The following is a 15,674-nucleotide window of genomic DNA, read 5'->3' as shown; positions in this document are numbered from 1 at the left end:
CACCACCTGAGCGGCGCTCGCCCCACTCAGGCTGGTGGCCAGACACCAGGGCTGCTTCATGCCCTTCTTCTTCACGAAGGTGAAGGGCCGCAAGCGGCACATCCTGGTGGATACCCTGGGCCTGCTGCTGGTGGCGTGGATAACGACGGCCGATGTTCAGGCTCGGGATGCGACGGGTGCCGTGTTGCCGCTGGCCAGCGAGCAGTTCCCTCTGCTGAAGAAGACGTGGGCTGACAGCGCCTATGAAGGGCCTCGGGTCGAGCGCATCGCTCAGCAGACCGGCATCGAGGTGGAGATCGTGAAGCGTTCGGACCAGGACCGAGGGTTCGTCGTCCAACCCAAGCGCTGGATCGTGGAGCGGACGCTGGCGTGGCTGAGCCGAGAGCGCCGCCTGAGCAAGGACTACGAGCGGAAGGAGGATTCCTGCGAAGCGTTCGTCTACCTGGGGATGATCCGACTGATGCTGGGCCGCCTTGCCTGACTGCCTTGCCTCAACACCCTCTCAGCGTGTCGACGAACAGCGCTCCGAACGCTGCCAGGTGCCTCACCCGGAAGGTGCACAGCGTGTCGTGGTCCGGCCGCTCTCCTCCCGCCAGATAGCGGAAGGCTAGGTCCGTCTCGCACCGCCGCTCTATCTCTCGGCTGCTCGTGACTCCCCGCGCGTACGCGTACATCAACAGCAGCGTCATCATCACCGGGTGGTAGGGCGGCTGGCCGCATTCTTTCGTGTACCCCTTGAGGATGGGGCTGAAGTCCAGCACCCGAACCAAATCCGCGAAGAAGCACGCCAGGTGCTCCTCTCCCAGCGCTTCTCGCGTGTACTGCGGCAGCAATTGCCCCTGCTCCGGCTGCCAGGCACGCAACGGCCTCGGGGACTCGAAGCGCCCGGCCCCACCGCTTCCTTCCTCAGCTCCCGCAGGCTTCTGGCGGGCGGGCACTTCCAACAGCGGGCTCTGCTCGGCAGGGGGCATCGTCGGGCATCGGCTCATGACCCCTTTCAACCACACCGCGTCCTACGGGGGAAGCACTACCCACCAGGTTCTCCGACAAGCTCCTAGGGACGGCCGATGACGGCACTGTCATGTACGCCAACACCCGGCGCCTGTCTCCACACCCGGTATAGGCGAGGACGTCCAGTGCGAACGTCCTGCGCAGCAGGCCGACCCCATCCTGTCGCGGAGTCTGCTCCTTCTTACTTATAGATGCAGTAAAGCCGTCGCCCTCCTGTCAGGGGAGGGCTGTGCCCTTGAGGAGGAGCGGCTCGATCTTCAGTCCCTCGGCGAACGGGCACACCTGGGTGAGCGCCCCGATGAAGCGAATGGTCTCCTGCAGCAGGGCGTCCGCTAGGCGTCCGAACTCGTCGGGAGTCCGCGGATCCAGGGTCCCGATATAGCGCTGGTAGATGGCGGTCGCGGACTCCTGGTTTCGCTCGTGGACCTGTTCATCGGGGTGCCCCAGGTGGACCCAAGTGTTTCGCAGGGTCATCACCTGCCGGACGATACAGTCCGGGTTCTCGTAGCAGGCAGGGGGGAGCTTCTTCTTCTCGGTGGCCCCGCCGGTCCCATCGTAGAGCAGGCGCGCGAGCGACAGGACGAACCGCCCGAAGTTCTCGGGACTCGTCACCTTCCTGCGTAGGAAGGGAAGATCTTGAGCGGTGTAGAAGACGTCCGGACGGATGACGAGTTCCTTGGGCCTGTGCCGCAAGCGTTGGTTGCGTGTGTTCAGCTCGCCCACGGCACTCACGAGCTGCTCGTAGAGATCCTCTGACTCCCTGCGGGCTGTCAGGGGCGGGTCGCGCTCCCAGCGGCGCTCTCGCAGCCATCGATCCAGCAGCAGCCCGGCCGGCTTGAACCCATTCCTCAAGTCGGGGGCGGACCAGCCCGCCACCTGGAGCTCTTCCAAGGTCCAATCCGAAGCCTCCCCTGGCTGCCCCAGGACGTCCCGGGCTTCGGGAGACAGGCGGCGATACGCACTGCTCCAATCCTGCTGGAGCCCCTGGAGGATCAGCGCGTCGATCTCCTCCCGCTTCAACTCACTCTGTTCCAGCTCCCGGGAGCCGAGGAGCTCCTCGAGGAACAGGATGCCGAGCACTTGGTGGACCCAGAGGCAGAACCCTCCCACCCGCTCGTGGACGAAGCGCGCGATGAGCTCCGGTTGCGCAGACTCGGGGGGAAGCCCGAGCGCCTTCTGCACCAGCTCCTGGATCTCCCGGCGGTTCAGCGGCGCGAGCAGGCCGGGGATCGTCGTCAGGATGGGCGCGAAGTCGCTCATGTCATCGTTCCACTCCTGCAGGCACTGCGTGAGGGGTAGGCGGCTGGCCACCACGTAGCCCGCGCGCGTCTGGTTGTAGACGGCCTGCCGCAGATCGCTCTGGTGATCACGCTGCAGGTCCGAGCCCACTGCCTCGAAGTCGTCGATGACGATGATGAGCCGCCCGGGGAATACCAGCAGCGCCTGCTTCACTGCGTCGACCATCGACTCGGCGCCCCGGACGGACTGGGGGGGAAGTCCCCTCGCATCGAGGGCTTCCGCCACCTGGTTGATGAGATACCGGATGGCGCCCTGGGGCTCGCCGCGGTGGTCGCGGAAGCTGGCCTGGACGATGACGGCATCCTTGAGCGCCAGCTGCAGGTTCGGCGGGTACGACAGCTGCTGGAGCAAGCTGGAGCGGCCACTCTGGCGGGGCCCGACGACGGAGACGGAGTTGGTCTGCACGCCGCCTAACGTCGCCAGCAACTTCTTCAGTCGCCGGTGGCCCGCGAAGGAAGGGGCACCCGGCGGCAGCGCGGTCCGGCAGGCGAAGGGCTGCGCGAGGGAACTCTCGTTCATAGCTGGTACTCCTTGCGCTGAAGGACATGCCGGGCTAGCAGGGCCGGGCGCAAGCGGAGCTCCCCCTTCCAGTTGAACGTGAGGTTGTGCTCGCTCAGCCACTGCAGACACTCATCCAGGGCCTGTCCATCCAGGGCCTTGCCATAGCCGTGGCTCTGCAGGTGATCCCGGATCTCCTCGGTCGTGCCGCGCTTCTCGTCCACGCCCAGCTCGGCGAGCGCCCGGATCACCACCTTGCGCAGCGGCTCGGCGCCTGCGGGGTTGAGCAGGAAGGAAAAATGCTCATCGCTCCGGGAGACGGCTTGGAGCACGTCGAGCACGTCCCGGTGGGTGGCCACCGTCTGTTGCCGTTCGCGCATGTGCAGGAAGAGCTGGTGACAGACGATCTGGATGAGGTTGGGCAGCCGGTCCGTCTCCTCGAGGATGAGCTGGGCGGCGGGGCCGGTGACATGGAAGTAGTTGGCTACGGGATCCCGGATCAGCTCGCGCGCCGCCTTCTCGTCTAGGGCCTTGAGCTCCACCGGGAGCCCGAGCTGGAAGAGCCGCTGGCCGGGACCTAGCGTGGCGCTCTTCAGCTCATAGGTGCCCGCCACCACAAAGCCCACCGTCAGGTACTGGATCCAGTGGCGCAGCGTCTTGATCAGATCCTCGTAGCGCGCCTGGTACTCTTTGACGAACAGCATCTGAAACTCGTCGAAGAGCAGCAGCAGCCGCTTCTTGGGCGCGAGCACCTTGCTGATCCCCTCCAAGTACTTGTGGAAGCCCTTGTAGCAATCCTCATTCCGGAGCGTCGCGTCCAGCGCGCGGGCCTGCGGATCGGCAATCTCCTCGCGGATGTGGCTGGCAAATTTCTGCAGCAGGGTGGCGGGCGTGTCATCCGACTTGAGGTGCAGCTCAAGGTCCAGGTGCACCATCTCGTAATACTTCCGGAAGCGGGCATCGAGGCTCAGCCTCTGGAGCAGTGACGACTTGCCGATGCGGCGCATGCCATAGATGAGGACGAAGTTGTCCACGTGCTCGCCATGGAGCTTGTCGAGGATTTCCTCCACTTCCTTGTTGCGCCCCTTGAACATGGAGAGCTCGTTGATGCACTTGCCGGTAATGTAGGGCGTGGGTGCGTCCTGATGGGGATAGCTCGCCGCGACGTTCACCGAGAACTTGCGGCGGGAGATCTGCTCGCTCTTGCCGCGGGCGTCCTCCCGGTAGAGCAGGAGGGTCACCAGGGCGTTCGAGGCCTCCGCGCCCCGGGCGTTGCCTGGTAGCGAGACCACGGGGAAGACGATGTCCTTCACATCGTCGGGGCGCAGCAGTCCCACCTCCTGGATCTTGTGCACGGACTCGACAGTCAGGGTGGGGTGCTCCAGGCTGATGGCCAGCTTCAGGTCGGGAGCGTTCTCCAGGCCTCCGCGGTACGCCACGTCAGCCACGAGCTGGATGCCCTCCGGGGACTCCTCCGCCGAGGAGAGGTAGATGAGGGAGGTGGTCAGGTTGCAGGAGAACCGGGTGTCAGCGGGCTGCGTGCGTTGGCTGAGCATGCGTTGGTGGAAGGCCTCCTCGAAGCGGGAGCGGAGCTCGGGGGGAACGCCCGCCTCCTGCAGGAACCGGACTGTCTGGGGCAAGCGCTCCTCGCTGGAGTGAAGCAGCCCCGCCCCGCTCCACTGGGAGAGGAGCTCCTCGAGCCGAGCCGCGCGCTCGGAAGAGAGCCACGGCAGAAACAGGTCCACGATCACCACGAGGCGGGCGTGGCTGAGAGAGGTGCCTCCGCGGATGACCTCTCGCAGCAGCAGCCCCCGCAGGTGGTGCTCGTTCTCACCGATCGGCGCCAGCAAGCGGGAGAGCGCCAAGCCCCCGATGCCACTCACCTCGACGGCGACCTCGCTCAACACGTCCAGCCCGCGGTACTCCACGAAACAGCGCACGAGGAAGGCGATCTGGAGGTGGTTGCGCAGCTCGCTCCAGGACAGGGGCTCGCGCGCTCGCGCTAGGTGGCTGCCCTCGAGCCGGGCAGCGAGCCACAGCGACAGCACCTCGTCCATGGTCCAGCGCGTATCCTCGGAGTCCGGCTCGCTCGCGAGCAGCAGCGTCGCGTCCCGTGCGTACTCCCAGGCCCTGCCGAAGCCGCGATCCCGGGCCTGGGCCAACCCCTCCTCCAGGGCCCAGCGCGCCAGGAGCGGGCGCCACTCGCCCTTGTCGGCGTACCGCTTCTTCGCGCTGCGTAGCAGCGCCAATTGCCACTCGTGGGGCTGCATCAACCCGGCGGAAAGCAGGCTCACAGGGCTGAAGCCGGGCGGGACCTCCGCCCGATCCCAGCTCTGCCGTGTGAAGCGGCTGAGGGCGCCGGGCTCCACGGGCTGGGCGGGCCGGATGCGCTGGGCGCGGACGGATGGGGAGACCGGCTGACGGAAGGAGAGGTTGGCGCGGAGCGGGTGGTCCTTCGGCAGAGACAGCAGGGAGATGGAGCGGCGAGCCTCCGACAGGTTGTTCGCGAGCGCCGCCTCCAGGGCCTGCGCCAGGATGGAACCGCCCTCCACGGGCTTGCCATGGAGGAAGGAATCCAGGGCGCGCCGGAGTGGCTCGTGGATCTCCTGGCGCCGTTTCTTGGTGAACGCCTCCCAATCCTTGATCGCGGCATCAGTCTCTTCCAGCAACTGGGAGGAGGTCTCTTCCGCCTGGGATACAGGCAGGCCCGGCAAGGCCTGGAGGAGTTGGGAGGTCTGGTCCAGCAGCGTCCGCATCCGCTGGCCCAGCGCTGCATCGTCCTGGGCGCCCTCGCGCAGGGCCTGCTCAAGGGGTTCTCGCAGCAGGCTCTGCAGCACTGCCTCGGTGTCCTCGCGGGCCTGCTTGAGCGCGGCCTGAACCTCGGCATTCACCGCCTCCCGGTCCGCAGGGCCGAGGAGAGTGCTCAGCTGCTCGGCAAGATCCAATCTGCGCTGCGCGAGGTAGCGCGCAGCGACTTCCCGGGGCTTGAGCAGGCCCGCGAGTTCCTCCAGGACATCTTCACCCGCGCGGGCAGGCCAGTCTGGGCCTGTGGAGAGCTGGAAGCGCCACCGGAGCATGGGCCTGCTCACTTCCTCTCCGAAAATCTTCCGGGCCTCCTCTTCGAAGGAGGGCCCCTCCACCGCCGTGAGTACCTGCGTGGGCTCCTCCAGCAGCGGCCCCAGGTACTCGCAGGCGATCGTGCCCAGCTGTCCCAGGCGTGCCAGCCGGTCCGTGTCTCGCATCATGCCGGCGTCGAGGTTCGGTGATAGGAAGCTGGCCGGCAGATCCACCGGGGGCCGGGTCGCGATGGGCAGGTAGCGCTTATAAGTCTCGATCCACTCGGTGATCTTTACCTCCGCCTTCGGGTTGACGCCCGGGATGTCGACCTCAGCGCAGGCGAGATCCAGGACACGCTTGGGCTTGAGACTGGCCAGCTCTCTCTCGGCGTCCGCCCGGTGCGTGGGTTGACTGAGATGCATCCGCAGGGCATTGAGCTGGGGCAGGATGGACGAGCTCCAGGCCTCGAAAGCGGGCCCACCCCCTGGGTTGCGTTGATCCCCAATCGAGTCCAGAAGCGCAGTGGCCTCGCGTCTTTGACGGTGGCGCTCCAAGAGGCTGGCGAGCTCGGTCCTGTTGGTCAGGAGGTAGGTCTCCAGGTGCTCCGCGAGAGTCTCGAAGCCGTCGGCCCGGAGCCGATCCAGCACCCCCTGGTAGAGCAAGGAGGTCTCATCGGTCAGGACCGAAAGGACGGCCAGCAGTGCATCGGCGGCGGGATCGTGACCCACCTCCGCGAACTCGAACGCTTGGCGGACCACCTGGGGCGATGGACACCCTTTCCAGCGTCGCAGCCAGCGGGGCAGCAGCGGATGGAGGCCGAGGCGCACCGTGTGGGGGACCCGCTCTGCGGCCCAGCAGCGCACCGCATAGGCCTCCACCTCTGGAAGCGCAGCGGCAACCTTCTCCACCTGGGCCGGGTCGACGCTCGCCTTGGGGAAGAGCAGCCACCAGCGGGCCAGGGCGGCGGGGGAAGGGGCCTTCCAAAGCAGGGTGAAGAAGGCCTGTGCCCAGGCGGGCTGCTCGTGGGCCCTCAGCTTCTCAAGGACGGGCCAGAACTCTGAGGGTTCCTCCTCCGCGAGGCGCGCATCGATGAGCAGCAACTGAACCTTGGCGAGCAGGTCCTGAGGGCTCGCGGACGACGGAGGCGGAAGCGAGTCGACGACGGACTCGAGCCGGGAGGCTGCGGAGGTGCCCTCCCAGAAGCAGCGCACGACGTGGCGCCAGAGCCCGAAGGCCGTGTTGAACGGAAGCTGGGCCACGGCGATGCTCTGGGCAAGCTGCCGCCCCAGCTCCACGAGCCGGGACCGGTCCTCCATCTCGGCCGCCTGCTCCAGCAGCTTCGCGAGGTTCTCCAGCTCCTCGGCCGTGGTGTCCTTGCCGGTGGTGAGCTGCTGCTCGAGGGACTCCAGGGACTGGGCCGCGAGCTGCTGCTCGCGCTCGGCGATGCGGCTCTTCAGCAGTGCCAGCTCGTTCCTCAGCCGGTTCTGGGCGTGATCCAGGGGCCGGTCTAGGTAGGGCCGCGCTTCGAGGAACGATAGGGTCTCGGTGGCCGGCTCCCCGAGCGCCGCGAGCTGGTCACAGGTCTCCCTGACCTGGGCCTCCAGGTCTCGCAGCGCCTGGCCGCGCGCCTCACGGAGTTCCCGGCGCACGTCGGAGGCGCACCGCCGAAGCGCATGCGCCACGTCCACGCTCTGGGACGTCCGGGCCTGACCCGAGAGCCCCTGAAGCTGGTTTAGCAGCTCACCCGGCGAGGCGGCACCTTCCGACTCGAGGACCTTGCGCAGCCGCAGGAGCTGCTCGTCGAGCCCATCGCAGGCGGTCTTCACCCGCTCGCCCGCGGCGCGGCGCCTGGGGATGAGCTGGGTGATCTGCGCCTGGGCCGCCTGGATGCCCTCCTCGTCCATGGCGGTGTAGTGCTCTTCTTGTTGCCGACGGAGCTGATCGTACAACTCGGAGCACTGGCGGAGATCCTCATACGCGGTCAGCAGCTCCGAGGCGCAGGACTCGATCACCTGCCAGTGCTCGTCATCCGTTCGCTCAGGCTTGGGAACGGGCATCCCCGCGCCGGGCGCAGGGCGGTAAGGAACGGGAGGCTCCTCCTCCTGGGGAGCCGTCGCCAGGGGACCCACAGGCTTTCCGGTGGGGGACTGCTCCGCCGGCGAGCCCATCTCAGCGGGAGCCGGGGCCGTGGAGACTGTCTCGGCAGGTGAGACCGGCACGACAGCGGCCGGTGGGGCAGCCGGGGCTGTCAAGACAGACGCGGAGGGAGTGGCGTCCAGGACTACCGTCTGCGGGGTAGGGTCGTCGGTAATGGCGGGAGCTGGCGAGGCAGGAGCGGAATGGAATTGCACCGCGAACAGCTCCGCGAAGCTGCTTCCCAGCTGGAGCAGGGATTGGACGAAGTTCGCGGCGCTCTCAGGCTGGAGGAGGCCAAAGGCAAGGACATACAGCGCCAGGGTTTCTTCTTGGCTTTGGGGCTTGATAAGGACGGGACCCTGTTTGGGCTGGAAGCGATTGATCTCCTCGCGAAACTTTGCAGGGTCGAGGAAGAGCTTGTATTTGGTAACCGGGTCCTGGATCTCTGCATGCCGGATGACGGACTGATGGAGGGCGGCGCCCCGGACCTTCTTGAGATAGCTGTAGAGCACTTCATGAAAGGCAGCGGAGCGGGGCTGACCCTTTTGGTTCTGCACCTTGATGGAGTTGAGCTTCTCGCGGAACGCCGCATCATCCAGATGCTGACGAAGCGACAGGTCCGTGTCCGGCCCGGGCGTAATGCTCACGGACCGCAGGACGCGAGCAGGCCACAACTGGGCATGCCGGTACACCAGGGTGACGAATTGCGCCGTGACCCAGGGGGGGAGCGGGCCATCTGGCTTTAGCGGAGCGAAGGAGGAACTGAGCGGCTCCTGCAGGGGGGACGGAGCGTGCTTGTCCACCAAGGTGAACAGGGGGGGCATCGGGGGCAGGGCCCCTCGCTTGGGGCCACTGGGACTTCGAGGAGGGTTGCCCGACCTGCTCCCGCTCATGCTCGCATGCTCCTTCCAGCCGCCCCGGGTTGCCTCCGGGGGGCCGTAGCTCCCGACTCTAGGTGAAGTGGGAGAAGACCCGCCATGTACCGACGGCCGCCAACACCCCTTCTGTCAGAGCGGACCGGCAAGGCGACCTGTCCGGGGGCCAGCCAGGCTGGGTCAGATGTCCGGTGAAGTGGAGTCTTCTCTCCCGGAAGAAGCCATGGCTGAACCAGAGTGGTAGCGTACACGGCTGCCCTTGGAAGGAGGCGCACCCCTGAACCCTGATTCCACGAGTGGGGGAGGCAACGCGCAAGGTTGTCCACCCGCCGCCCAGATCGTCCGGCGGCTCTGGGAGGCGCTGAGGTACTTCCGCGACCAGCCTCAATGCTGGGAAGCGCAGGCAACCTTGTATAAGCTGCTTTTTCCTTGGGTGCACATGTGGTTAGTGGGCCGACATCGCCTGGAGTTGCGAGACGCGGAGGAACTCGCCAACCATATCGTGTCCGAGGTCTGCCGCTGGCTGCCCAAGTGTAAGGGGCTGGACAACCGGGATCCAGAGCGGGGGGCTGCGGAGACGTTCAACTGGGTCCGGAGCGTTCGGGAGAGCCGGTTCCAGGACTGGGTCCGCCAGAAGCAGCGGCGGCCTCAACTGGAACTGGTCGAGGAGCTTCCGGAGGAGGCCCCGGAGGAGCCTCCCGAGAAGCACCTGGGACGGGAGGCCCGCATGCGCGCACTGGAGGCGGCTAGGCAGGGCATCCGCCAGATCATCCGGGAGCAGGCGCCCAGGCCGTACTTCGAGCAGGCACGGCATTTACAGGTGGGGCTCACCCTGCCGGAGTTAAACAAGCAGCTGCATACGTTCGAGCGGGTGAGATGGCACCAGGAGCCGACCCTCGATGTGGGGGTCTCCCTGGGAGAGTCAGGGACGCGGAAGCAGATCCAGGACCGCGTCTCGCAGTGGGTGAAGCGAGGGGGCAGGGCGTTGATGGTGGGGGCGCAGTACGCGCAGACGCAGGTCAAAGACGCGGATGTGAGGGAAGTCCTCGAGAACCTCGCCAAGATGCTGGCCGAACCGCTGAAGCGGAGGAAGACATGAAGGTGCGATTCATCGGTCTTGCCCCCGAGGCAATCACTCACAAATCCCTCACCCCGGCCACGCCGGTGGCCCACTTCGAGGACGAGCATGGCTCCGAGGCCAGGGTCCTCGCGGGTCAGGTGAATCCTTTCAAGGACGTCGACTTCTCTTTCTGGTCTGGGCGTGTCAGAGAGACGTTGTTGGTGGCTCTGTGTGAGCATGTTCGCCGCGCCGAGTGGTTCGATGCGCGCTCGCGGTTGCTGGATCTCTCCCGGCGCTTCGAGATCACGCCGGACAGGGATGAGCCTGTCTGGGTATTGAGAGGCTTTACGTGGATCCAGAACGTGGATCTTCATTTGATCAAGCATGTGCTCGGAGTCGGGGGAGGTGGGGCGGAGGCCGTGGCCCGCTGGTCGAACCTGCTTCAGATACCGATTGCCCGTGAAGACATCCTGGCTCGGCTGGAGAAGCTGAACTGCGTCGCGTGGAAACGCCTTGCGGAAGACGCCGACCCGGATTTCGAGCGGCCCATTGCTCTCCATGCGGGGCTCTCTCGCTCGGCGCGAGCAGAGTGCATCCGTTTGCTGGCCCCTTTGCGTGAGCGTTACATGGAACTGTCTTGTGAGGTGGTGCGTGCCACGGGCTTTATTAAACATGCCAGGCATGTCCATCTCGGGACTGAGCAGAACACTGTCATGCATTTCCTGGATGATGCAGGCACGACCGTGATTGCCAAAGGGGAGTGCCAGGCTCTCTCGGTCTGTACGGCCTTTTCAGCCTTGGTCACGGGTGAGTCCACGCTGGGACCGAAGACGCTGAAGAGCCGTTGGATCCGGATTGTGAATGATACCCAAGCGGTCTCTGGGGGGATGAAGGTTCACTCGCCGTTAGCTTGGGGGGTCTTGAGGTGAGTGCGACGAACCAAGGAAGTATGGAGTGGAAGCAGATCTTCTCCGGGTTGATGGAGAGTCCTTCCGAGCTGGAGAGAGAAGGACTCGCGGCAGCGCTGCTAGCCCGCGGCAATCACGCTCTGAGTGGCGGAGGGGATGTGGAGGCGGACGAGAGCTTGCGCCGGTTTGTGGTGAGTCAGTTGGTGGATGCCGTGTTGTATCCGGGCACTGAACGCTTGCGCGCACGGTTTGATGAGGCGCGAGCTTACCTGAGTGGGAGCGGTTATCCGGTAAATGCTGCGGAGCGAGCGATTGCTTCAGTGCTCAATGCTCGGGATCATTGCTGGATAAGGGCTCGAGCGCTGGAGGCGGTGCAGTGGGAAGAGCTGGCGCGAGAGGTGAGGAGACGCCTGACTGAACTCGATGCCTTTCTTCAAGCACATCCCGAGGCGTTGGAGGCCGTGAGCTGGCTCAAGGAAGAGACCCTGGCCGCGAGTCTGCTCCCGGACTCTGGCTGGAATTGGGTGCCTGACTCAGTTGAGGTTGACCCGAGCATGAACGCGACCTTCGCCTTCAGCGAGCCGCTCTCCGAAGACGACCTGACCCAGGTGGCGCTCGGAACCGTTGACGAGAGTCTGGAGCGTCGGGTGGCTCTGGCCCTGAAGGTCGATCCGAAACTTCGCGAACGGTATGACGCCATCCTGGCCGACCTCGAGATCTTCGAGGCTCCTGCCATCGTGCCACTTTCTGTCTTTCGAATGCTGCGCAACGGTGCCCATGCCGCGCGGCCCAGGGAGCGGAGAGCTGCGGCAGCTCAGGACCAGCTTCAGGCGCGCTACGAGGATCCGGGAGCCGAGGATGAGATCTTCTCGTTCTCGGATGGCAGCCAGCTCTTTGCGCAGAAGAGGGCGGGTGGCTGGGTGCTCTTCTTGTACCGGGTCTCTCCACGAGAAGGAGATGGCTTCCTCGGCACTGCGGTGGAGCATACATGGTCCGAGAAGAGACTTCTGGCTGCGGAGACGCGAGCGGGTGAAGTGGAGGTCCGCTGTAACGGAGAGATTCAACGCTTTCGGTTGGATGACCCGCACGCATGATTCATTGCGCGCCACTCCGCGCTTCGGTCGAGCGAGCCATCGAGGAGTGCGAGAAGTCTCCGGGCTCACCCTTCTTTCGTCACCGGCTCGAGTCACGGCTCTCCTGGCGCTGGCCGGTCTGGGCTTCGGAGGCGCTGGAGGTCCGCCTCCGGGCACTGGTACCTCCAGCGCTTGAGCTGACGCCGGTACCGCCCGGCCAAGCTTTGGGGGCCATTGCTCTGGCGGAACCCGGCGAGGCCGCCTTGGTCCTCGTCGAGGTGGCCCTGGTCGACGTCGACCGGGATCCGATGCCTCCAACTCCTGCGGGGCTGCGAAGCGACGCCGTGGATGGCCTCTATGACGGGGCTGCGATGGCGCTATCCCTCTACGAGCTGTTCGATGTTCGCGATCCCCGGAGATCGTTCCATTTCCAGGTGGGACAGATCGATGGGGCGCCGTTGGATGGCTCGCTGACCGTAGAGGGGAGATCGCTTGGGTTGGCGGCGCTCATCGCGACGTGGTCTCTGCTCTCGGGGCGAGCCGTTCGAACGGGGCAGGTCTTCACGGGCGTCCTGGGTCGTCCCAGCCAAGGAATGGCACTTCGGAAGGTGCAGGAGGTCGCGAGCAAGGTACAGGAGGTGGAGGCTGCGGGGGCCCTTCTCGTCGGGCCTCGTGCGAACGCGGAAGAGCTCTCTCCCAGCAGGAGTGTGCTCCTGGTGGAGGAGGCGCCGCAGGCCCTGCGGGCTGCCTTCGGCGATGACTGGAATGATCCGGCGCAACGCCGCGTGCGGAGCCAGGACATCAAAGCGGTCGCCCAGCGCCTGGAGCAGGACTATCTGATGGGGTTTGGAGGATGGGCCCAACTCGCGGATCGTTTCGAGAGATTCGCGAACTGGCCCGAGCAGATTCCCTCTGTACGAAGCAGAGCTCTGGCACGGGCCGGAGCTTGCTGGACCCATATCAATGAGATCGAGCAGGCTCACAGGTGTCTGCAGGCGGCGGCGGCACTGGTCGAAAACCCCCGATTGCGCCACGATGATGTGCTGGTCATCCACAATCACTTGGCGGTCTTCTATCGGGATACGTACCAGTTCGAGGAGGGGCTCCAGGAACTCGCCACCGCCCTAAAGTCAGGGGGCGACCGCAACTCGGACGAGTTCGTGAACGTGGAGAGCACCCGGGGGCAGATTCTCTCCTGCCAGGGCCGTCCGGAGGAGGGACTGAGCCAACTGCGCCGGGCGCGTGACCATTACGATGAAAACCAGGACGTCGGCTGCGGCCGGAACCACACCTACGTCGTCGACGCGCTGATGAGGGCAGGCCGGTTGAAGGAGGCCCGTGAGGAGCATGCGCTGGGAACGCGGCACAACGCCGAGAAGAATGCGCACGTTTCGGGGGCGCAGTCTCTGAACCGGGCCTTCCTGGACTACGCGCTCTGGAATGGCGAACTCCGAGCTCTGCGCGGGGAGGGTGGTTCAGCTCCATGGGAGCGGTTGGAACAGCAGCTCCAAGCCTCGCCGGTGTCCGAGAGCCTTCTCGACTGGCCCCGGATCGGGCTTGAGCGTGTGCGGGGTGCGGTGCGGCTCCGCCGGCTTCCAGGCCGCGTGGAGCGGGATGAGGTCCGGAGGGCTGCCTTGGGAGGTATCCGGCAGGGGCATCCGCTCTTTGCTTGGCACCGAGGGCTGGTTTCGGTGGAGGCCGCCTTGAGCGAACTGGAGCGCCAAGGGGATCCCGTGCTCGCTCGGCAGTGGTTGGAGGAGGGACTGCGTTGGGTGCCCCCGTTCGACAGTGCCCGGCGTTTCTTCGCACCCTACCTGGAGCGCATCCAGCAGGCGACAGATCCGCACGCGCTCCTCCTGGCCATCAAGGCGCTGCTCGACGCTGAGCAGTACTAGAATTCTTGCCGTGAGAAGGCCCTGGCAGGTCCTGTCAGAGCCTCCAGAGGCTCGACGTCTTCAGGGACGGACCGGGGACCACTTCTGTTGGGCCCCATGACGCCAGGGGCTCGGATGCCAGCCGGACGCATCAAGCGGAATGGGAAGACGCGAAACTTGACCTTCTTGCTCTTGCGCAAGAGCTTCAAGACGCCCGAGGAGGCGCTGAAGTCACCCGCCACGCTCATCCAGCACCCGGTGCCCGTGCTCGGCAACGCGGGCCACCTCTATCTGGCGCCCGCCGTGGAGCACGAGCCGCGGTGGTTCGACTTCCTGCGGGAGGGCACCTCCACTCCGCTGCCGCCGCTTACGGGGGGCGTTCCGGCGGGCGTGCTGTTTATCCAGTCCAGCTCCCGGCTCTTCGCCGTGACCTTCGGCCAGGGGCGGCACCTGCTCAAGCCAGAGACATTCGAGCTGGACTTCGGCCTCAAGGTGACGCTGAACACGGCTGATCCGGCCCGGCTGCGCAGCGTGGACCTGCGCACCTTCGAGGAGCTGACCGTTCACACCCGGCGCCAGGTGAGCCGAGGCTCCTCGCTGGACGCCTTCAGCGTCGACGTCACCCGCGATCTGCTGCGTGCCTTCACCGGCGAGCCTCGTGATCTGGAGCTGGCGAAGCGTTTCACCGGCAAGGACGCGCTGGTCCTGAACGGCACCATCTCCTTCGCCAACCTGCCGAAGAAGTGCGCTCGGCTGCTGCAGGCTTTCGAGAGCCAGGACTACCTGACGACGTTCCCCTGGGTGGACAACATCCAGGCGATTCGGGACTCCGCGCAGGTGAACCGCCTGAACGAGCGGATGCTGCAGCTCTTGAAGGACGGCAAGCTCGAGAAGGCCCATCTCGCGCCTCCCGACATGGTAGGGTGGGAGGAGGTGGCCGGGTTCCACTACCCTGGCGAGCGGGGCCAGGACATGCACCCGGACATGGAGCTTGAGGAGTGCCTCCACGCCATTGCCGCCTCCGAGCAGGTGCGCCTAGCGGACCTGACGCTGACCGTCGACGACCTGAAGCGCTACGCAATCCGGGCCGTCTATGACGAGTCATCGCGCGAAGTGGAGCGGTGGCCGTTCTACAACTGCCTCGTGCTCGAACTCGACCTGGAGGACGCGCTGTACGTCCTGTCCAGCGGCCAGTGGTTCCGCATCGAGAAGCTGTTCGTCACCGACATCGAGAAGAAGGCGGCGCGGCTCGCCCGGGACATGCCGAGCCTCCCCACCGCCCGCGCCAACCAGAAGGAGGGTGCGTACAACCTGCTCGCCAGCCAGGCTTCCAGGTCGTTGGCGCTGTTGGACGAGAAGCTCATCCAGTGCACGGGGGCTCGTACCCGCGTCGAGGCGTGCGACCTCTTCTCGAGCGAGCGACAGTTTATCCACGTCAAGCGCAAGACGCGCTCCTCCACCCTGAGCCATCTCTTCTCTCAGGGGCTAATCTCGGCGGAGGTGTTCCTGAAGGACGCGGGGTTCCGCAAGGCGCTGAAGGAGCGAGTTAAGCGCGCGCGGCCCTCGCTCGCCCAGTTGCTGGGAGATCCGTTGGTGAAGCCGGTCCCGGGCGAGTTCGAGATCATCTTCGCCATCATCACGGGGGCCACTCAGGCGCAGTGGCCGCTGTCACTCCCGTTCTTCAGCTTGTTGAACCTCACCATCGCGGCGGAGCGGCTGGAGTTGCTGGGGTTCAAGGTGGGCATCTGCCACATCGACGAGCAGAAGCGGCGGACGCCTGTGGCCGCCTAGGCCGACGGTGACGGAAATTGGTATAGCGCATTCCATACTGCGTCCAGCCGCAGTTGTGGGAGGCAATGATGGGGAAGCAGAAGGAGCAGACT

General features: G+C 65.7%; 10 protein-coding genes. 7 read left to right on the top strand and 3 right to left on the bottom strand.

The window, feature by feature from the left end:
- The first annotated feature begins 58 nt into the window (after nucleotides 1-58).
- Nucleotides 59-481, top strand: coding sequence for a transposase (locus KY572_RS13005; protein ID WP_224242898.1), 423 nt, complete (start codon nucleotides 59-61; stop codon nucleotides 479-481).
- Between the two features lie 10 nt (nucleotides 482-491).
- Here the strand turns inward: KY572_RS13005 and KY572_RS13000 are convergent, their stop codons facing one another.
- From KY572_RS13000 to KY572_RS12990, 3 genes are all read right to left on the bottom strand, one after another.
- Complete coding sequence (locus KY572_RS13000) at nucleotides 492-989, bottom strand: transposase (RefSeq protein WP_224242897.1); 498 nt, start codon at nucleotides 987-989, stop codon at nucleotides 492-494.
- Nucleotides 990-1,227: 238 nt separating this feature from the next.
- A complete protein-coding gene (locus tag KY572_RS12995) occupies nucleotides 1,228-2,829 on the bottom strand; it encodes an ATP-binding protein (protein ID WP_224242896.1) in 1,602 nt (533 codons plus the stop codon).
- The gene (locus KY572_RS12990) at nucleotides 2,826-7,922 is read right to left on the bottom strand and encodes an ATP-binding protein (protein WP_224242895.1); all 5,097 of its coding nucleotides are present in this window, start codon (nucleotides 7,920-7,922) and stop codon (nucleotides 2,826-2,828) included. Before KY572_RS12990 ends, KY572_RS12995 begins: the two co-directional genes overlap by 4 nt.
- Before the next feature lie 282 nt (nucleotides 7,923-8,204).
- Between KY572_RS12990 and KY572_RS12985 the strand changes: the two genes are divergently transcribed.
- The 6 genes from KY572_RS12985 to KY572_RS12960 all read left to right on the top strand — a co-directional run bounded on the left by KY572_RS12985 (nucleotide 8,205) and on the right by KY572_RS12960 (nucleotide 15,582).
- Complete coding sequence (locus KY572_RS12985; RefSeq protein ID WP_224242894.1) at nucleotides 8,205-8,747, top strand: hypothetical protein; 543 nt, start codon at nucleotides 8,205-8,207, stop codon at nucleotides 8,745-8,747.
- A 631-nt stretch (nucleotides 8,748-9,378) separates the two neighbouring features.
- Nucleotides 9,379-9,975 carry a hypothetical protein gene (locus KY572_RS12980; protein ID WP_224242893.1) on the top strand — a complete coding sequence of 199 codons (597 nt, stop codon included), beginning with the start codon at nucleotides 9,379-9,381 and terminating at the stop codon, nucleotides 9,973-9,975.
- On the top strand, nucleotides 9,972-10,865 hold the full coding sequence (locus KY572_RS12975; protein ID WP_224242892.1) for a hypothetical protein: 894 nt from the start codon (nucleotides 9,972-9,974) through the stop codon (nucleotides 10,863-10,865). Before KY572_RS12980 ends, KY572_RS12975 begins: the two co-directional genes overlap by 4 nt.
- Entirely contained in the window at nucleotides 10,862-11,938 is a 1,077-nt protein-coding gene (locus tag KY572_RS12970) for a hypothetical protein (RefSeq protein ID WP_224242891.1), read from the top strand. Before KY572_RS12975 ends, KY572_RS12970 begins: the two co-directional genes overlap by 4 nt.
- Before the next feature lie 242 nt (nucleotides 11,939-12,180).
- The gene (locus KY572_RS12965) at nucleotides 12,181-13,812 is read left to right on the top strand and encodes a tetratricopeptide repeat protein (RefSeq protein ID WP_224242890.1); all 1,632 of its coding nucleotides are present in this window, start codon (nucleotides 12,181-12,183) and stop codon (nucleotides 13,810-13,812) included.
- Nucleotides 13,813-13,968: 156 nt separating this feature from the next.
- Nucleotides 13,969-15,582 carry a TIGR04141 family sporadically distributed protein gene (locus KY572_RS12960; protein WP_224242889.1) on the top strand — a complete coding sequence of 538 codons (1,614 nt, stop codon included), beginning with the start codon at nucleotides 13,969-13,971 and terminating at the stop codon, nucleotides 15,580-15,582.
- Nucleotides 15,583-15,674: the final 92 nt, after the last annotated feature.

It is taken from the genome of Hyalangium gracile (assembly GCF_020103725.1).
In the GTDB taxonomy this organism is placed as follows: domain Bacteria; phylum Myxococcota; class Myxococcia; order Myxococcales; family Myxococcaceae; genus Hyalangium; species Hyalangium gracile.
This window is presented reverse-complemented; position numbering and strand designations above follow the sequence as displayed.

Coding starts and splice junctions, on each gene's coding strand:
- KY572_RS12995 (WP_224242896.1), bottom strand. CDS start 2,829: ATGAACGAGAGTTCCCTCGCGCAGCCCTTCGCCTGCCGGACCGCGCTG.
- KY572_RS12990 (WP_224242895.1), bottom strand. CDS start 7,922: ATGCCCGTTCCCAAGCCTGAGCGAACGGATGACGAGCACTGGCAGGTG.
- KY572_RS13005 (WP_224242898.1), top strand. CDS start 59: ATGCCCTTCTTCTTCACGAAGGTGAAGGGCCGCAAGCGGCACATCCTG.
- KY572_RS13000 (WP_224242897.1), bottom strand. CDS start 989: ATGAGCCGATGCCCGACGATGCCCCCTGCCGAGCAGAGCCCGCTGTTG.
- KY572_RS12975 (WP_224242892.1), top strand. CDS start 9,972: ATGAAGGTGCGATTCATCGGTCTTGCCCCCGAGGCAATCACTCACAAA.
- KY572_RS12985 (WP_224242894.1), top strand. CDS start 8,205: ATGGAATTGCACCGCGAACAGCTCCGCGAAGCTGCTTCCCAGCTGGAG.